The sequence below is a fragment of the Roseibium porphyridii genome (assembly GCF_026191725.2).
GTDB classification, from domain to species: Bacteria; Pseudomonadota; Alphaproteobacteria; order Rhizobiales; family Stappiaceae; genus Roseibium; species Roseibium porphyridii.
In genome coordinates, this window is sequence record NZ_CP120863.1 from 4,032,113 (window position 1) to 4,049,147 (window position 17,035).

Consider the following 17,035-nt stretch of genomic DNA (forward strand, 5'->3'; position numbering starts at 1 on the left):
GACCCTATTTGCTTGAGAGCGCCAACCGGCGAACGTAGTTGTTGGCAAGAACGGCCGCAGCAAGCAAAAGCCCGAGGAACAACTGGATCCAGTCCGTGTTCCAGCCGGTGTAGAAAATCCCACTGGAAATGACGCCGAACAACGCCGTGCCGAGAACAATGCCGGTGACACTGCCATACCCGCCGGTGAGCAGAACTCCACCGATGACAACGACAATCGGTGCCTGGAACACAAAGCCCATGCCGTAGGTCGCGTTGCCTGAGTTCCATTGGACGCCCTGGAGGATGCCCACAAGCGCCGCAGCAAGTCCGGTTGCAATAAAAAGACTGATCTTGACCCTTTGAACCGGCACGCCCGCACCTCTGGCAGCATCCAGATTGCCGCCCGTGGCATAAATCCAGTTGCCAAAAATACTGCGGCTCAAAATCCGGTAGCCAATGAACGCGACGAGCAACCACCAGAGAATAGAGATATTGGCCTGACCCCAACGTGCTGCAAAAACGAATTTTGCGCTGTCGGAGGCAACAATCGAACTTGATGTGACATTGGCGATCAGGCGTGAGATGCCCATCGTTGCACCGATCACAATGAAGTTGGTTGCCAGGGTTACAATGAAAGACGGCAGTTTGGTTTTTACGACCGCAAGTCCGTTCGCCAGTCCAATTGCAGCACCGGCAGCCAGCGCCAGAAACACCATTGGCCAGACCGGCAATCCGTATTGGTTGGTGCCAAGCGCGAGGATCATGGACGACGCCCCGACAGTCGAACCGATTGACAGGTCGAACTCACCTGAGATCATCAAAAGCCCCACCGGAATCGCGACAATTCCCAGTTCAGCGGCAAGATTGAGCCATCCGGCGGTTCCGTTCACTGACACAAAACCAGTTCCCGGCGTTGCCAACGCAAAGAAGAGGTAAGTGATGACAAAGGCCGCGAAAGCGCCCGCTTCGGGCCGCTTCATGAAATTCCTGAGCACGTCATTCTCCAGGTGAGCTTGGTTGGATATCCCGACCGGAACCTTGCGGCGCCTAAGAGGCGCCGCGTACTCCTGCGTGTTCCTTGTTTACCTTCAGCGTTTCTTCGACATTGGAGCTGTCGATCACCAATGGTCCGGTTTTGACATGACCGATCGGATGCAGTCCGTAATTCAAGTACTGATGCGCAATCTGAATGGACATGAACCCTTGCAAATACGGCTGCTGGTCCATGGCAAAGGCCAGGTCGCCATTCTTGATCGCAAGCAGCGCCTCGTTGGACAAATCTGCCGTTCCAACCATGATCTCACCTTTGCGCCCGACCTCATCCACAGCGCGCAATGCGGACATTGCCGGAACCGCATTCAGTGTGTAGATCCCGTCAATCTGAGGGTTCGCCTGAAGGCTGCCTTTGATTGCCTGTGTCATCGCCTGTGGGTTTGTCGCGTCGCCCGTACCAATGGTCTGGTAGACAGTTTCCTTGCCAGCTTCCTTCATGGCAGCGACATAGCCGTTACACCGCTCTTCAACCGTCGGATTTCCGGGAACCTGATTGAAGCAGAGGCCTGTGGTCACACCGGCTTCCGCCTGTATCTGACCCGCCTTGTAACCCATCTGATAAGGGTCTTCGCCGACAAACCCGATTGAACCGTTGCCTTCCCAAAGGGTCTGGCCGGAGTTGTGAATGAGGACAGGAATACCGGCCGCAGTCGCCTCCTTGATCAATGGATCCATGCCATCTGGAAAGAACTCCCCTACCAGAAGCATTCTGGGCTCGCGGCTGATTGCCTGCTGCAGAAGCCTCGGGTAATCGCTCGTCATATTCGAGGTGTCTGTGACCGCGATATACTGATAGTCGACTTCGAAAATTTCCGCAGCGTCGTCAAAGCCCTTCTTCACCGCTGCGAAGAACGGCCAGGACAGCGGGCCGCTTACAACCAGGATTGGCCCCTCTTCGTTGGACAATGCCGGCGACGTGGCGCCAAGACCTAATGTGACGGCGGCAGCCGCCAGAACTGATTTCATGAGCTTCATCTGATCCTCCCGTGATCTGACGACACGGACAAGGCAATTTTCGACCGGATCCGTGTGTCTGTTCATCATGATGAGCACGGAAAATATGTCTGTGTCAATAATTATTCACGATGAATTACTATTGACCATTTGAAGATCCGCTTCTAGGCTGGATCACGTTGGCAATCGCGATCAGACTGCCTAAATTATTGAAAAAATTTGTCTTTTGGAGGCGGTATGCGATCAGTGTTGTGCTACGGAGATTCCAATACGTATGGACAAACCACCGCCAACAAACCAGATGACCGATATCCGCATGATGTGCGCTGGCCTGGAGTGTTGCGGAGCCTAGTCGGCAACGAGTGGCTTGTTATCGAAGAAGGTTTGAGCGGGAGAACCACCGTCAGTGATGACGAGATTGAGGGTTCGGAGAAAAATGGCCGGACCTATCTTCGGCCATGCATCATGAGCCACAAGCCGCTTGATCTGGTCATTATCATGCTCGGCACCAACGACTTGAAAGTGCGCTTCAACAAGACGCCGGGTGAAATCGCCATGGGCGTCGGAGCACTCGTCAGCGACATCAAGTCCATGCCTGCCGGCGTCGATGGAAAAATCCCCGAAATTCTGATCGTCGCGCCACCGCCGACAGCCCTTGATCTGAAAGAATGGTCGGATGTGTTTCTCGGAGCGCAGGAAAAATCGCGTGCACTGGCCCGGGAGTATGAACGGGTTGCCGAAGCCCACGAGGTTCATTTCTTCAACGCTGGCCTTGTCGTCAACTCCAGCGACAAGGACGGCTTTCATCTCGATGTGCAGGCCCACAAGGACTTGGGCCATGCAATCGCGGAAGAGATCGCAGCGATTGGCTGGCCGGAACAACGTGACTAAACCATGGGAGGTTCAAGATCGGACAAGTCATAAACGCCGGTCCCTGCCGCCCAAACGTGATAACCCATAACGTGAAGCCCTGCCTCGATCCCGAGGTGAAAGCAACCAACCCTGATTTGAAAGCCGGAGGCTGTACTATTGCCGGATATGCGTTTTGCCCCGCCACCAACTGTTCGTGTTGCAGAACACCCAGGTGGTATGAATCAGGTTTTGGCGCGCAGCTTCAACGAACGATTGATCATGTCCCTTCTCTTGCAGCACGAGGGCATGACACGTCTCCAGCTCGGACAGGAAAGCGGACTGTCCGCACAGACGATATCTGTCATTGTCAGAGCTCTTGAACGCGACAACCTGGTCAGCAAAGGCGAAGCTGTCCGCGGACGGATCGGACCTCCAACCACGCCAATCAGCTTGAACCCCAACGGTGCTTTTTCAATCGGGCTTCATGTTGACCGTCACGCAATCGAGGCAAGCATCATAAACTTTGTCGGTGAGCCGGTGTTTCAAAGGCGCAGCTCCTTGGCCGCACTTGATGTCCAGACGGTTCAAGACACGCTCACCGGAACAGTCGACGCTTTGCTATCGGAATTGGGTGCTGAGCAAAAAGCACTTATTGCAGGGGTTGGCCTCACCCTGCCTGGGCGTTTCGAGGCCGATAGGCCGGAGGAACAAGCCATTCTTGCGCATGATTTTGAAGAAGATTTGCGTGCGCACACAGGTTTTGAAGTCTTCATCCAGAATGACATAACCGCGACCGCCAGTGCTGAGACCCTGTTCGGTCAGGCCAAACGGATTGACGATCTGCTTTTCTGTTACGTTTGTGAGGACCTGAAGCCTCGGCTCATCCTCGGTGGCCGCATTTACACAGGCTCAACACCGCAGATCTCCATTTGTGACAGCGAGACTTGGCAAAGGACGCATGACGCAATCACGTCTGGTGCACAAGACGATGATCCTGCGGTTCGCCAATGGCTTGGCGCAGTTGTCGAAAAGCTGGACACTCTCGTTCAAAGCCTTGGAAAGTTTGCAACTGTCTCTGAACTGATCTTGTCGGCCCCGGTGCCAAAATCAATCACCGATGTGCTGGTTTCTGATTTGAAACTGAAGGTCTCGGCCGGTCTAACGGTAACCGGAAGCCAGTTTGGACCGAATGCGCTCGCCTACGGAGCGGCAACCTTGCCGATTCATTCCAGGTTTACCGCCGAAACCCCTTAGACAAACGGACGCATCACTCCATTTTCAACGAGTGGTTTGCGTGCATCTCAGCCTCAAACAGACCAGTGTGGCATTCTGGGAAGGCATTGCCCTTGTTCACTCGGCAAGAAGTCATGCCACCCGCCGCTGGCCTTCAAAATAGGCTTCAAGCCGCTCAAACGACGCCGTCCATCCGACCGCGACCACGTCCTTCAGGCCGCCACCGATTTCCGACTGTTTGAGAATGACCCGTGTCCCCTTCCCGGTCTGTTCAAATCTCACCGAAACGAGCATTTCGGGTGCAAAGTCATTTGCCGGGATCGTGTATGCCAGTTTGTTTGGTGGGTCATAGTCGACCAGCGTGCCTTCAATCGTATGATCCCCGACGCCTTCAATGGACATAGTGTGCCGGTAGGTTCCCTCTACTCTCGGCTCAACCGTGGAAGCAACTCTGGTCGTATTTGCGCACCCCCACCAATGAGTTGTTTTTGCCGCGTCAATCCAGGCATCGAAGACTGCCTCAATCGGCTGCGAAAATTCCTTGGTAATCGTCAGCGTGTTGTCTGAGAAATTGGTTTTAACGGTCATCGGGTCGCTCCTTTTGCTTTGTCAGGATGGCGTCCATTTGATCAAAATGTGCGGTCCAGAAATCCACGTAATGCGCCAACCAGTGCGCGGCTTCAGCTGCAGTTTCGGTGGCCGCGGTCACGAAAGTCTCTCGGCCCCGCTTTTCTCGCTTCACGAGCCCGGCGCTATCCAGCACGCGCAAGTGCCGAGACACTGCCGGCTGTGAAATGTCAAACGCAGCAGTGAGTTCGTGCACTGTCCGTTCTCCCAATGCCAAATTGGCCAGAATTCCGCGGCGCGTCGCATCTGAGAGAGCCGAGAATACGAGATCGAGTTTTTTCGAATCCATAACAGAATGGTTATGTATTTTTTCAAACAAGTCAACGCTCGTCTCAAAATCGGTGATTAATGAAAACGGGTGTCCAGCGAATGCTGAAACCCAAATTCGACTATAGAGAAGACAAGAGCGCTTCTCCGGGACTCAGATTCAGAAACGGGAAACTTCAGAAGGCAGCGACAGCGATCGCACACCATTCGTTGGAAATTTAGCGAAACGAGTGCAGTCGTCACCGCGTGATCAGAAAAGAGAAATTGGGCCGGTCTTGGAGTGCTTTTGTCTAGGCCGCTTCGCGGTTGGCCTTCCTGATTCTACCGATGAAATCCGACAGCCAGGCTATCTCTTTCAGGTAGACTTCCATGCTGAGCGAGGCGAGTTCCATCAAGAGCGCCTGCGGGTTCGGATTGTCGAACCCGGCCTCCTTCAAGAAGGTCTGATACTCGTTGATGAAAGCCTTCGGCACTTTCATGTCGGTCTCACGCACTCCAGCTTGCAAAGGGGCTCTTCATAAGCTTCAGCCGCCTTTTTGCGATTTGATAATCGTTAAGAACCCGATCCACGGGCCGGTATCGTCAGTTTTATCCTTTCCTCGCTATCCCCAAGCCTTCAGCACCATTTGCTGAAAATCGCGGAAATTTGCTGATATCAGCAGATTGACAGCGGATTTTCCTTGCACTTGGCCAGCCAAATCTTCGACCCTGCCAAGAATCACAATTTTACCGCAATGAGCGGCTTCTCATGAGTACCTGATGCCCCCGTCCACAGACCTTTCCTTCGAGCCACTGTCAGACGCCTTCGCGCAAGATCCCTACCCGACGTATGAGGCTCTGCGTGAAAGCGACGGTTTGACCTACTACGAAGAGTTTGATGTCTGGCTCGCCGCGCGTTTTGACGACGTTATGGAAATCGTCATGCATGAGGACATGGTCAGATCCATGGAGCATGTTGCCAGTCCGGAAGAAATATCGGCGCAAAAGCAGGCCGGCAACTGGCACGACATGCCGCATCATTCCCGTTTCGTGCAATTCTCATTGCTGGATAGCGACGGTGACATTCATGACAGGTTGCGCAAGCAGGTGTTCAAGCTGTTTACACCGGTCATGGTGGGGAAGCTCCGCGACGAGATACAGGCCTATGTGGACAGCCTCTTCGACGGTTTGCAGGATCAAAGCGAAATTGACTTTGTTGCCGATCTTGCCGCCCATGTGCCGGGCCATGTGATTGGACGGATCATTGGTGTTCCCGACGAAGACTGTCCGCAATTGCGGATCTGGTCGGAAAACATTGTCCAGTTCTTCGATGTTGACCGATCCGATGAACGAAAAGAACTGGCGGAGCGGAACACGACCGAGTTCTACGAGTACTTGCTGAAGCTGAAAGCAGAGCGTGAGGCGGTTCCCAGGGATGATCTGTTGTCGGTGATGATCCAGGCCGAACGCCAGGGGCACATGAACCACGACGAGTTCTTTTCCACGGCCATGCTGATCCTGATGGCAGGTCACGGATCGACAATCGATGTACTTGGTTCCGGTTTGCATGCCCTTTTGAAATTTCCGGCAGAAATGCAGCGACTACGTGATGAACCCGGTGTGATGAAAACGGCTGTGCAGGAAATGTTTCGCTATGAATCTCCCCTTCCCTTCTTTCATCGCTATTCGACCAAGGACATGGATGTGTGCGGCAGCATGTTTCCCAGGGCCACGAAATTCGGGGTGCTTTACGGTGCCGCCAACAGAGATCCGCGACAATTCCCCAATGCCGACACGTTCGACGTCGGGCGCACCCCCAACTGGCACACAGCCTTTGGTAGAGGCGCGCACTTTTGTTTGGGCAATCATCTGGCCCGACTGGATATGGACATCATCTTTTCAACGCTGTTGAGGCGCTTTCGATCCGTTGAGCTGGCGGAAGAGGCTCCAAAATACAAACGTGGGCTGTCGGTGCGCGGTCCGCAGGCTCTTAGAGTTGCCTGGAAGCCTGCTTGACCTTTTCCTGATAACCTCCTGACCTAAAATACCTTCTGAAGCCACTTAAGAATTTGATTCAAGACCCGGGATTAAAGACCATGCGTATCAGTCTCTCACTTTCAATCCTTCTCGGCTTCGGCTTTGGCGCGACAGCATTTGCTGAAGGCGTCGATCTGGGGCCGCGCCCCGCCTATCTCGTTTCTCAAATGAACCCCGGCCCGTTGAGGGACAAGCTCGCCGCCTGCATTGGCAACCCAGCGAAGCCATCCCTCTTTTCCATCAGTCACCGAGGCGCACCGCTGCAATTTCCCGAACATACAGAAGAAGGATACCGGGCCGCTGCGCTGATGGGCGCGGGCATTCTTGAATGTGATGTGACCTTTACAGCAGACAAGGAATTGGTTTGCCGTCACTCCCAGAATGATTTGCATACCACCACCAACATTCTTGCGACAGACCTGGCAGCCAAATGCACTTCTGGTTTCAAACCTGCCAGCGGCGGTGACCCGGCTTCAGCCGAATGCAGAACCTCGGACATCAGCCTGGCGGAATTCAGGTCGCTGAAGGGGAAAATGGATAGTGCAGACAAACAGGCACAGTCGGTTGAGGATTACATGAACGGCACAGCTTCCTGGCGGACGGAGCTTTACGGGGCAACCGGCACATTGATGACGCACGCTGAGTCCATCGCCCTTTTCAAAGACCTTGGTGTCAAATTCACCCCGGAATTGAAATCTCCGAAAATCGACATGCCTCATGACGGCTTTTCGCAAGCCGACTACGCACAGAAGCTGATCGACGAGTACAAGCAAGCTGGCATTCCACCTGAGGATGTCTTCGCACAATCCTTCCGTCTCGATGACGTTCTATACTGGATCGAGAACGAACCTGAATTCGGCAAACAGGCGGTGTTCCTGGATGGCCGGCGCGACATCAATCCTCAGGATCCGTCGACATTTTCTCCCTCGATGCAAGAACTGAAGGAAATGGGCGTCAACTACATCGCACCGCCGCTCTTTGTACTGTTGAGCGTCGAAGACGGCAAAATCGTTCCATCAGCTTATGCGAAAGCCGCAAAAGAGGCCGGATTGGACCTGATCACCTGGACGCTGGAGCGTTCAGGCCCACTGAACACAGGCGGCGGCTGGTACTATCAGACCGTCAGCGACGTGATCAAATCTGATGGTGACATGCTGGAAGTCGTCGATGTTCTGGCCGGAGACGTTGGCGTGAAGGGTATCTTCTCTGATTGGCCGGCAACCACCAGTTTCTACGCGTCCTGCATGGGCCTCAAGTAAATGCGCAGATAGGGCAAATTCAATTTTGCGTTGCAAGGCCGCGTTTACCGTTTGTCGTTAGACCTAGTCCCATAGCAATTCAATTGGGGGCGGCCTTGAAAACCCATCCGTTGCGCAGTGTCGATTGTCAGCTGCTCTATGAGACCTATGCACCTTTAAACGGCGAACAAGTTCAGGAGATCGTTCGCTCTGCTGTGCAGCAATGCGGCTTTGCAAGGGAAGCCTGCCAGTTAATGCGCACCAGCACCGAAGCTGACATTTACATGTTGCTGAACGACCTGCAGATCCTGGTGACCCAAAGCCTGCCGTTGTCCGACACGTCACATATTGAGCCACTCACTCGGGACTATGCTGTCAGCCAAGCTTTCCCGGATGCCGCTGATGTACTCACCAAGTGCAAGGCCGTGACTACGATATCAGTACAGAAATTTGCATTAGGTGGTGCAAAGCTTTCGGATGAATTCTCCGAAATGTTAGGTCCTGAATTCGACTGCTTCTGTGACAGCAAGTCGACCAAATTCGCATTGAACATTGCGAAGGTAATCGCCGTACAAATCTCTCTTAAAACCCGTTGCGAGGGAGTTTTTTGGGGCCAGAATGGATATCTTTTGCCTGCTCAACGGTTCGCTGAGCTGGCAATCCAAAACGATGAGACCCTTCTTTATATCCGGCCGCACCTGCACGCACCAATTCAAAGCGTTTCCGACACGAGGACATTTGGAGTTGTCGCATCCGGCGCAGAACATCTGATTGGATACCGGGTCGAATTCGAACCTAGCACTGTTCCTCCCTCTTATATGGTCGAAAATCTGCACTACTTTGTCGCCTTTTGCCTACAGCGCCAAGAAGTACTGCCAGAAGGCGACGTGTTCGGAAAAAACCAGGATGAAAAGGTCAGAATTTCCTTCAAGCAAACTGAAAAAGACAAACCTGATCGTATTTTACTAACTGTACAGTCAAGTGCCGAACTGGGCATAGAAGGTGAGTACCGTCCAAGCATCTATCACCAGTATGATGACAATGGCGAGCGCCTTTCCTCAACAGTTTCAGACGTGGACGTCAGCGGACTGGACCCCAATGATCCCATTGATGCTGCCATTTTGGACCGACTGCTCGCAATAAAGAAAGCGTCTCCTCCTGAACCAGACGCAATCGTTTCACCTGAAAGCGCAATCGCTGAAGAGCCTACCGAGGCAAGGTCTGCAACAAATGAGAAGACGACTGAAATGGGTTATCGCCAAGAGCCAAAATCCAGCTCTTCTCAGTCCGGTCCTTCTCAGCGAGTTTCGCTGGAGGAACTCAGAAGATTTGCGCGCGAAGCCCAGGTGGCGGATGCTGAGCCTGAGGCAAAAACCGGCAAACGAGCATTTTTGAAGAAACTGTTCGGCAAATAGTCGATCCGGCCCGGACCGGCCAGTTGAATTTCGAGCTTATCGCGCCTGATCGAGCGTGCGTTTGCATTCCAGAAGTTCAAAAAGCGTCGCTTGCAAGCGCCTGATGTCCTCTTTGGTGACCGACGCCTTGCCGGCCGGAACGTTTGGAGCAGGCTTATCGCCTCGCAAGCGGCCAAGAATGTTCAATCCGCCAGACTGCGAACTCGTTTCCGTGTCGGGGGCATCATCCGGTAACAGGCCGCTTGGCAACTTCTCATGCGGTCCGTAGCCATTGTCAGTGTGTACAGGCGTCGGCGGTGGAGATGTTTCTGGTACTGGTGAGACAGCTTCCACAGCCACCGGTTCCATCTGGATCTGTGCGATATCTTCCTGCCAGGCCTGCATGACGAAACGCGGGCCCTGCTCTTTCAGAATGCGCTGGACACCCTTGATGGTGTATCCTTCACCGTAGAGCAGATGCCGGATGCCTTTTAAGAGCTCCACATCGTCGGGCCGGTAGTAGCGGCGACCCCCACCCCGTTTTAGCGGCTTGATCTGCGAGAACCGTGTCTCCCAAAAGCGCAGCACATGCTGCGGCAGGTCAAGGTCTTCTGCGACTTCGCTAATGGTACGAAAAGCGTCTGGGCTTTTATCCTGCGAGCTCATCCGGTCTTTTTAGTTTATTTGCTGGCCTGTCCTGTCAGCGCATCATTGATCCGCTGTTTCAATACATTGGACGGTTTAAACACCATCACACGGCGCGGTGAAATCGGTACTTCCTCGCCAGTCTTCGGATTGCGGCCTATACGCTCCCCCTTAGAGCGAACCACAAATGACCCGAAGCTTGATAATTTTACCGATTCTCCCGTCACAAGACAGTCAGAAATTTCAGAAAGTACACGTTCGACCAATTCAGAAGATTCGGTGCGCGAAAGCCCGACTTTTTGATAAACGGCTTCGCACAAATCCGCGCGGGTAATAGTCCGGTTGCCCATAACCCCTCCTCAAGGACGCCAGTGATCTGGCTGATTTTGCAAGAGAACTCCGATGCAAGGCCATACGGTACGGCCTCACGGCGAGCCGGTCAACCGGAACTCCTTAACAAGATTGCATTTGTCGTTTTTTGAATGAAGACCGACTACCAGCGCAGCAGGACCGAACCCCACGTAAATCCGCCGCCCATCGCCTCCAACATCAAAAGATCGTTCTTTTTGACACGTCCGTCCCTGACGGCCGTATCCAGGGCAAGTGGTATGGAGGCAGCAGACGTGTTGCCGTGCAGCTGAACCGTGGTCACCACTTTCTCAGGCGCGATGTTCAGTTTTTTCGCACTAGCGTCAATGATGCGCTTGTTGGCCTGATGGGGAATGAACCAGTCCAGATCTTCAGAGGACAGCCCGGTCGCCTTGTAAGCGTCTTCGATCACATCGGTGATCATGCCAACCGCATGTTTAAAGACTTCCCGGCCTTCCATGCGCAAATGGCCAACCGTTTGGGTTGCCGAAGGCCCTCCATCGACAAACAGCTTTTCCTTGTGCCGACCATCTGAGCGCAAGTGCGAAGTCAGAATTCCGCGATCCGCGTTGGATCCGGTGCTCTCCGCTGCTTCGACAACAACAGCGCCCGCTCCGTCGCCAAAGAGCACGCAGGTCGTGCGGTCGGTCCAATCAAGTATCCTGGAAAACGTTTCCGCACCTATCACAAGACACCGCTTTGCCATGCCGGACCGGATATAGGCATCGGCCGTTGTTAGGGCATAGACGAACCCCGAACAGACGGCATGAACGTCAAAGGCAGCGCCGTGGTAAATGCCAAGACCGCTTTGAACGGTCACTGCCGTCGCAGGAAACGTGTTGTCGGGTGTTGCGGTTGCAAGAATGATCGTGTCGATGTCCTGGGCATCAAGACCAGCATGCTCAAGCGCTCTTTTTGCTGCACCCAGCGCTAGGTCTGATGTCACCTGCCCTTCGGCCGCCACGTGCCGTTGTTTGATGCCGGTACGCTGCACGATCCAATCATCTGAAGTATCGACCATCTTCGAAAGGTCGTCATTGGTCAGGATCTTTTCCGGCAGGAAACTGCCACAGCCGGTCACGGTCGAACGGATCACGCTCACAAATCACCTTCCGATGTCGGCCCGGCTTCTGCGAAGCGGCCCCGATGGTAATGCACTAGATCCTGAGCGATCTTGTGCGTCAGTTCATTTTTGACCATGTCATAGGCCAAATCGATTGCCGAGGCATAGCCCTCGGCATCCGTACCGCCATGGCTTTTGATCACAATGCCGTTCAATCCCAGGAACACGCCGCCATTGACCTTGCGCGGATCCATTTTCTCACGCAGCAAATCAAAGGCGCCTTTGGCGAAGAGATAACCAATTTTGGACATAAAGGTCCGATTCATCGCCGAACGCAAGTAACTGCCGATCTGCTTGGCCGTGCCTTCTGCCGTCTTCAATGCGATGTTGCCGGCAAAGCCTTCGGTTACCACGACATCCACGGTCCCTTTTCCGAGGTCATCGCCTTCGACGAAACCGGCGTATTCGAGTGAACGCAGAGGCGTTTCGCGCAACAATCGGCCAGCGGTGCGGACCTCTTCCAGCCCTTTCACCTCTTCGACACCGATATTGAGAAGGCCGACGCTTGGTCGTTGCACACCGAACAGGGCGCGCGCCATTGCGCCGCCCAGAATAGCAAAGTCGATGAGCTGTTGCGCATCAGCGCCAATCGTGGCCCCCACATCCAGCACAACGGATTCACCGCGTGTCGTCGGCCAAATCGCGGCAATTGCGGGCCGCTCGATGTTTGCCATGGTGCGCAGGCAGAACTTGGACATTGCCATCAGCGCACCGGTATTTCCGGCAGACACGGCGACCGAGGCTTCACCCTGTTTGACGGCCTCGATCGACCGCCACATGGAAGACCTCCAGCGCCCCTGACGCAGCGCCTGGCTTGGCTTTGTGTCCATGGCGATGGAAACGTCGCAATGGTGAAAAGTCGAAGCGTCGCGAACACGCGGATACTCTTCGAGAAGCGGACCGATGACCTTTTCATTGCCATACAGGATGAAATGAATGTCAGGATGCCTGACAAGCGCGATCTCAGCGCCGGGAATGACAACCTCGGCCCCGTTATCGCCGCCCATGGCGTCCAGGGAAATCGGTATAGTTTTCGCCATCTAGAATGTCTTTTGACGTTTCGCTACCAAGAACAGCACCGGATGGCGCCCCCCATAGTCCTGCCACCACGACAGAGGCCCAGACAGGAGTGCCAAGAACGGGCGCGAACATAACGGTTTTGGCAAGACTGACAACCGTTTTAATGATCGTGTGCCGATCTGGCGTTGAAAACCCACTCAAGCAGCCGGATGGTCCGCACCAACCAACATGAGTTACGGCGTGATCATTTGTCGGCCGGGTTTTCCTTCAGTGCCTGAAGCGCGGCAAATGGAGAGGGTTTTTCCTCTGCCCGCTTACCCTCGTCTGGGGCCTCTTCCTCCCCGGTTTCGAACTCTGCGCCAGGACGACGCGGAAAGGGATCCAGCGACAATGCAAGTTCCTCACAGATGACCCCACCCAGATCAAGCACGCCGTCCTCGATTACGTCAGGCGGATCGAGCGATTCCAAATCTATTTCGATCTCGCCCTCATCATTCAGATCTCGGATCTTGCGTGGCCTGGTCGAGTGTGGCTCGAAAGTTCGGTCCACGTCCAGTTTGAGGCTGCTTTGGAAGGGCTCAAGCGTTACCACACAGGTTTGCGTCACAGTTGCCGATATCGGCCCGATCACGCGCAATCCAGCTTTTCTGTAGGGCTTGAGCGTGAAGTCAGCCTTGAGTGTATCGATCCCATCCAGTTCATAGGTTTTCGCTATTGCAGCCAACGCGGCTTGATCCGGCTCCACGACCACCAACTGGTCCTTGTCGACCACTTTGCTTGCATTGACCTTGAAGGAATAGGGAAAAGTGTTCTGTGCCATCATTCTTCTTCTAATTTTTGTTCGCCAGAGTTTTGTTTTTTTCGAAACAAAGAATCAGACTGGCAACGTCTTGAAAGCATTTGGATCGGGCCAGCGAATATTGGTGCGCATGAGATCCTGCGCCGATTGATCGTTTAACAGTCTCGCAGCCTCCAGAATATAGGCAGCAAGCCTCTTTTGCGCGATAGGTTGCGCATCATCGGTAAAGATATTGCGCCCGATAGCGTCTGCGAGTTCAGCAACATTGTCGCTATCAATAGCGGAGATGTAAGCGTCTGCCCGACCATAGAAGGCCTCCCCCATCACCTTCACTTTTTTGGGAACGCGTGTGTCGCTGACGCCCATCTCTCTCAGGGACGCATCCATATCCTGAAAAAACAAGTCAAAGACGTTTTGCGCAAACTCAGCAACATTGGCGCCCTCGCCCCGCATACGACGGAAATAAAGCACTGCATGAACAACAATCATGTCAAACCGGCCATCCACAGTATCGGGAACAAGTAACCCCGAATAAAAGACCGGTTGCCGCGCTTGAGCCACGATTTCACAATAAACCTTGTGCTCGGCATCACGGGATCGGCGGCGAAACAGCCCAAAAAGCATGACGTCTCCATAAAACCAGGTGTTGCCTTGTGCCCTATCCCACGATAGTGACTTTGCCAAGCAACGAAATTCAAGGAAGCCAGCAGATCTGGCAAGATGGGACTTCTTAAATGAACTTCAAGGCAGGCGCCCTGATCCTACCGCTTCTTGTAACACTGCCGCTCGGCGGATGTTTCACGACCACCTACACGCATGGTCATGTCATCACAAGCGACATGATGAGCCAGGTGCAGGTCGGCTCCAGCCGCGAGCAGGTAGAACTGGTCCTCGGCTCACCCTCCACAACATCAAGCCTTGCGGGTGATGCCTATTATTACATTTCCCAGAAGACCGCGACCACGGCCTTCATGGCCCCTGATATCGTCGAGCAGCGCGTCGTTGCAGTCTATTTCGATGAGGACGGCTTCGTGAAGGACATGGGCAACTACTCTCTTGAAGACGGCAAGATCGTCGATATCGTGACCCGCAAAACGCGGACAGGCGGTGCCGACTACGGCTTCCTGACCCAGATCCTGCGCGGCGCGACCAACCCGAATTTCAGTCTCTGATCGATTTCAGCGGTGCAAACAAAAACCCCGGCCTGATAGGCCGGGGTTTTCTTTTTTAGATGTCGTCTATCGTCAGTGTGCGAGGATCGCCAACAGCAACAGCGCCATGATGTTGGTGATCTTGATCATCGGGTTCACCGCCGGGCCGGCAGTGTCCTTGTAAGGATCGCCAACTGTATCGCCGGTCACCGATGCCTTGTGCGCTTCACCACCCTTTTCATGGGTCACGCCGTCCTTGTCGGTGAAGCCGTCTTCAAACGACTTCTTGGCGTTGTCCCATGCACCGCCACCTGCGGTCATGGATATCGCCACGAACAGACCGGTGACGATCACACCAAGCAGCATGGCGCCGAGGGCTGCAAATGCATCCGCCGGGGTGGCAACCGCGCGCACCACGAAGAAGACCACGATCGGTGACAGCACGGGAAGCAGCGAAGGAATGATCATTTCCCGAATGGCTGCCTTGGTGAGCATGTCCACTGCCCGGCCATAGTCCGGTCGCTCTGTACCCTGCATGATGCCGGGCTTTTCCTTGAACTGGCTGCGGACTTCTTCCACAACAGCCCCGGCTGCCCGACCCACAGCGGTCATCGAAATGCCGCCGAAGAGATAGGGCAGCAGTCCACCGAACAGAAGGCCGGCGACGACATAAGGGTTGGAGAGCGTGAACAGTGTGCTGACATCGATGCCGTAGAAGATCGACCCTTCTTCCGCATTGGCAGAGAAGAATTTCAGATCTTCCGTGTAGGCAGCAAACAGCACCAGGGCACCGAGACCGGCAGAACCGATTGCGTAGCCCTTGGTGACAGCCTTTGTGGTGTTGCCCACAGCGTCGAGCGCGTCCGTCGTTGTACGGACTTCAGCAGGCAAGTCTGCCATTTCGGCAATACCGCCAGCATTGTCCGTTACCGGGCCGAATGCATCCAGGGCAACAACCATGCCTGCAAGCGCAAGCATTGTGGTCACCGCGATTGCGATGCCAAACAGCCCAGCGAAGGAGAATGTCACCAATATGCCGGCAATGATGATGATTGCCGGAAGGGCTGTTGCCTCGAGCGAAACAGCAAGCCCTTGGATGACATTGGTGCCATGACCTGTAACCGACGCCTGCGCGATGGATTTCACCGGGCGGTACTCGGTGCCGGTGTAATACTCCGTCACCCAGATGATCAGACCGGTCACAATCAGCCCAACAACGCCGCACACGAACAGATCAAAGCCCGAGAAGGTTGTTCCGCCTGAGGTTGTGTATTCGGTGCTGCCGCCGAGCCAGCCGAAAATGATCACCGCAAGTGCGACTGCGGACAAAACCGAAGTCGCAATAAAGCCCTTGTAGAGAGCACCCATGATCGAATTGTTTTCGCCAAGCTTGACGAAGAACGTCCCGATTATGGAAGTGACCACGCAGCTGGCGCCAATAAGAAGCGGCAACAGCATCAGCTCAACCGCCTCAGCGCCGGTAAAGAAGATCGATGCCAGAACCATTGTGGCGACAACTGTCACCGCATAGGTTTCGAACAGATCGGCGGCCATGCCGGCACAGTCGCCGACATTGTCACCGACGTTGTCCGCAATGGTCGCCGGGTTGCGGGGGTCATCCTCCGGGATACCGGCTTCGACCTTACCGACAAGGTCACCGCCAACATCAGCACCCTTGGTAAAGATACCACCGCCGAGACGTGCAAAGATCGAGATGAGAGAAGCCCCGAAGCCAAGAGCCACCAGAGCGTCGATCACGGTTCTGTCGGACGCCTCGTAGCCCATGGGCCCAGTCAGTATTGTAAAGTAGACGGCAACGCCCAAAAGCGCGAGGCCGGCAACCAAAAGGCCGGTGACGGCACCGGCCTTGAACGCAATTTCCAACCCTGCCCCAAGGCTTTGGCTGGCTGCTTGCGCAGTGCGGACATTCGCCCGCACGGAAACCATCATGCCGATGTAACCGGCTGCGCCGGAGAGGACAGCGCCAATGGCGAACCCTATAGCCGCAGGCCCGGAAAGCAGTATCCAAGCAAGTACGAAAACAACAGCACCAACGATCGCGATCGTGGTGTATTGCCTGTTGAGATATGCGCTGGCTCCTTCCTGGATCGCTCCCGCGATCTCCTGCATACGGGCATTTCCCGCGTCCGCCGCCATAACGGACTGAATGGCCCATGCGCCATAAGCGATGGACAAGAGGCCACAAATAATGATGACGACAAGCTCGATCATACTTCCTCCCAAGACTGTGGCGGCATGATTTTCTTGTTGTTTTTCCGCCGTACCGCATTTCACGCCATTTCCGCAGCGTGA

General features: G+C 54.5%; 18 protein-coding genes. 6 read left to right on the forward strand and 12 right to left on the reverse strand.

Features of this window, described 5'->3' with window-relative positions; translation table 11 throughout:
* Positions 1 to 4: 4 nt before the first annotated feature.
* Together K1718_RS18640 and K1718_RS18645 are read right to left on the reverse strand one after the other, a co-directional pair.
* Positions 5 to 976 (reverse strand): ABC transporter permease, encoded by a 972-nt coding sequence (locus K1718_RS18640; protein ID WP_265681233.1) that lies wholly within the window; start codon positions 974 to 976, stop codon positions 5 to 7.
* A 52-nt stretch (positions 977 to 1,028) separates the two neighbouring features.
* Entirely contained in the window at positions 1,029 to 2,009 is a 981-nt protein-coding gene (locus K1718_RS18645; RefSeq protein ID WP_265681232.1) for a sugar ABC transporter substrate-binding protein, read from the reverse strand.
* 216 nt (positions 2,010 to 2,225) lie between these two features.
* Here K1718_RS18645 and K1718_RS18650 point away from each other — a divergent pair, with 216 nt between their 5' ends.
* Together K1718_RS18650 and K1718_RS18655 are read left to right on the forward strand one after the other, a co-directional pair.
* Complete coding sequence (locus tag K1718_RS18650) at positions 2,226 to 2,879, forward strand: SGNH/GDSL hydrolase family protein (RefSeq protein WP_265681231.1); 654 nt, start codon at positions 2,226 to 2,228, stop codon at positions 2,877 to 2,879.
* Positions 2,880 to 3,026: 147 nt separating this feature from the next.
* Positions 3,027 to 4,094 (forward strand): ROK family transcriptional regulator, encoded by a 1,068-nt coding sequence (locus K1718_RS18655; protein ID WP_285806084.1) that lies wholly within the window; start codon positions 3,027 to 3,029, stop codon positions 4,092 to 4,094.
* A 111-nt stretch (positions 4,095 to 4,205) separates the two neighbouring features.
* Here K1718_RS18655 and K1718_RS18660 read toward each other — a convergent pair whose 3' ends face one another.
* From K1718_RS18660 to K1718_RS18670, 3 genes are all read right to left on the reverse strand, one after another.
* The gene (locus tag K1718_RS18660; protein ID WP_265681229.1) at positions 4,206 to 4,661 is read right to left on the reverse strand and encodes an SRPBCC family protein; all 456 of its coding nucleotides are present in this window, start codon (positions 4,659 to 4,661) and stop codon (positions 4,206 to 4,208) included.
* On the reverse strand, positions 4,651 to 4,989 hold the full coding sequence (locus K1718_RS18665) for an ArsR/SmtB family transcription factor (protein WP_152502390.1): 339 nt from the start codon (positions 4,987 to 4,989) through the stop codon (positions 4,651 to 4,653). The genes K1718_RS18660 and K1718_RS18665 overlap by 11 nt, the downstream gene beginning before the upstream one ends.
* Positions 4,990 to 5,257: 268 nt before the next feature.
* Positions 5,258 to 5,461, reverse strand: coding sequence for a hypothetical protein (locus K1718_RS18670; protein ID WP_285806026.1), 204 nt, complete (start codon positions 5,459 to 5,461; stop codon positions 5,258 to 5,260).
* Positions 5,462 to 5,726: 265 nt separating this feature from the next.
* On the opposite strand from K1718_RS18670, the gene K1718_RS18675 reads away from it, so the two are divergent.
* From K1718_RS18675 to K1718_RS18685, 3 genes are all read left to right on the forward strand, one after another.
* Positions 5,727 to 6,962 carry a cytochrome P450 gene (locus K1718_RS18675; RefSeq protein WP_152502392.1) on the forward strand — a complete coding sequence of 412 codons (1,236 nt, stop codon included), beginning with the start codon at positions 5,727 to 5,729 and terminating at the stop codon, positions 6,960 to 6,962.
* 80 nt (positions 6,963 to 7,042) lie between these two features.
* Positions 7,043 to 8,242 (forward strand): glycerophosphodiester phosphodiesterase family protein, encoded by a 1,200-nt coding sequence (locus tag K1718_RS18680; protein WP_265681228.1) that lies wholly within the window; start codon positions 7,043 to 7,045, stop codon positions 8,240 to 8,242.
* Positions 8,194 to 9,636 (forward strand): hypothetical protein, encoded by a 1,443-nt coding sequence (locus K1718_RS18685; RefSeq protein WP_265681227.1) that lies wholly within the window; start codon positions 8,194 to 8,196, stop codon positions 9,634 to 9,636. The genes K1718_RS18680 and K1718_RS18685 overlap by 49 nt, the downstream gene beginning before the upstream one ends.
* A 36-nt stretch (positions 9,637 to 9,672) precedes the next feature.
* Here K1718_RS18685 and K1718_RS18690 read toward each other — a convergent pair whose 3' ends face one another.
* From K1718_RS18690 to K1718_RS18715, 6 genes are all read right to left on the reverse strand, one after another.
* Positions 9,673 to 10,281 carry a MerR family transcriptional regulator gene (locus K1718_RS18690; RefSeq protein ID WP_265681226.1) on the reverse strand — a complete coding sequence of 203 codons (609 nt, stop codon included), beginning with the start codon at positions 10,279 to 10,281 and terminating at the stop codon, positions 9,673 to 9,675.
* 14 nt (positions 10,282 to 10,295) lie between these two features.
* The gene (locus K1718_RS18695; RefSeq protein ID WP_023003819.1) at positions 10,296 to 10,610 is read right to left on the reverse strand and encodes an integration host factor subunit alpha; all 315 of its coding nucleotides are present in this window, start codon (positions 10,608 to 10,610) and stop codon (positions 10,296 to 10,298) included.
* A gap of 143 nt (positions 10,611 to 10,753) precedes the next feature.
* Positions 10,754 to 11,731, reverse strand: coding sequence for a beta-ketoacyl-ACP synthase III (locus K1718_RS18700; RefSeq protein ID WP_152502396.1), 978 nt, complete (start codon positions 11,729 to 11,731; stop codon positions 10,754 to 10,756).
* Positions 11,728 to 12,792 (reverse strand): phosphate acyltransferase PlsX, encoded by a 1,065-nt coding sequence (gene plsX, locus K1718_RS18705; RefSeq protein WP_152502397.1) that lies wholly within the window; start codon positions 12,790 to 12,792, stop codon positions 11,728 to 11,730. The genes K1718_RS18700 and plsX overlap by 4 nt, the downstream gene beginning before the upstream one ends.
* A gap of 224 nt (positions 12,793 to 13,016) precedes the next feature.
* The gene (locus tag K1718_RS18710) at positions 13,017 to 13,595 is read right to left on the reverse strand and encodes a YceD family protein (RefSeq protein WP_285806027.1); all 579 of its coding nucleotides are present in this window, start codon (positions 13,593 to 13,595) and stop codon (positions 13,017 to 13,019) included.
* Positions 13,596 to 13,646: 51 nt separating this feature from the next.
* A complete protein-coding gene (locus K1718_RS18715; RefSeq protein WP_152502398.1) occupies positions 13,647 to 14,195 on the reverse strand; it encodes a ubiquinol-cytochrome C chaperone family protein in 549 nt (182 codons plus the stop codon).
* 110 nt (positions 14,196 to 14,305) lie between these two features.
* Here K1718_RS18715 and K1718_RS18720 point away from each other — a divergent pair, with 110 nt between their 5' ends.
* Positions 14,306 to 14,743, forward strand: a complete 438-nt coding sequence (locus K1718_RS18720) for an outer membrane protein assembly factor BamE (RefSeq protein WP_265681224.1) — start codon at positions 14,306 to 14,308, stop codon at positions 14,741 to 14,743.
* 72 nt (positions 14,744 to 14,815) lie between these two features.
* Here the strand turns inward: K1718_RS18720 and K1718_RS18725 are convergent, their stop codons facing one another.
* Positions 14,816 to 16,954 (reverse strand): sodium-translocating pyrophosphatase, encoded by a 2,139-nt coding sequence (locus K1718_RS18725; RefSeq protein ID WP_152502400.1) that lies wholly within the window; start codon positions 16,952 to 16,954, stop codon positions 14,816 to 14,818.
* Positions 16,955 to 17,035: the final 81 nt, after the last annotated feature.

Bases quoted from the DNA above. Each gene is read 5' to 3' on its own strand.
- K1718_RS18645 (WP_265681232.1), bottom strand. From the start codon at position 2,009: ATGAAGCTCATGAAATCAGTTCTGGCGGCTGCCGCCGTCACATTAGGT.
- K1718_RS18650 (WP_265681231.1), top strand. From the start codon at position 2,226: ATGCGATCAGTGTTGTGCTACGGAGATTCCAATACGTATGGACAAACC.
- K1718_RS18655 (WP_285806084.1), top strand. From the start codon at position 3,027: ATGCGTTTTGCCCCGCCACCAACTGTTCGTGTTGCAGAACACCCAGGT.
- K1718_RS18660 (WP_265681229.1), bottom strand. From the start codon at position 4,661: ATGACCGTTAAAACCAATTTCTCAGACAACACGCTGACGATTACCAAG.
- K1718_RS18665 (WP_152502390.1), bottom strand. From the start codon at position 4,989: ATGGATTCGAAAAAACTCGATCTCGTATTCTCGGCTCTCTCAGATGCG.
- K1718_RS18675 (WP_152502392.1), top strand. From the start codon at position 5,727: ATGCCCCCGTCCACAGACCTTTCCTTCGAGCCACTGTCAGACGCCTTC.
- K1718_RS18680 (WP_265681228.1), top strand. From the start codon at position 7,043: ATGCGTATCAGTCTCTCACTTTCAATCCTTCTCGGCTTCGGCTTTGGC.
- K1718_RS18690 (WP_265681226.1), bottom strand. From the start codon at position 10,281: ATGAGCTCGCAGGATAAAAGCCCAGACGCTTTTCGTACCATTAGCGAA.
- K1718_RS18695 (WP_023003819.1), bottom strand. From the start codon at position 10,610: ATGGGCAACCGGACTATTACCCGCGCGGATTTGTGCGAAGCCGTTTAT.
- plsX (WP_152502397.1), bottom strand. From the start codon at position 12,792: ATGGCGAAAACTATACCGATTTCCCTGGACGCCATGGGCGGCGATAAC.
- K1718_RS18710 (WP_285806027.1), bottom strand. From the start codon at position 13,595: ATGATGGCACAGAACACTTTTCCCTATTCCTTCAAGGTCAATGCAAGC.
- K1718_RS18715 (WP_152502398.1), bottom strand. From the start codon at position 14,195: ATGCTTTTTGGGCTGTTTCGCCGCCGATCCCGTGATGCCGAGCACAAG.
- K1718_RS18720 (WP_265681224.1), top strand. From the start codon at position 14,306: ATGAACTTCAAGGCAGGCGCCCTGATCCTACCGCTTCTTGTAACACTG.
- K1718_RS18725 (WP_152502400.1), bottom strand. From the start codon at position 16,954: ATGATCGAGCTTGTCGTCATCATTATTTGTGGCCTCTTGTCCATCGCT.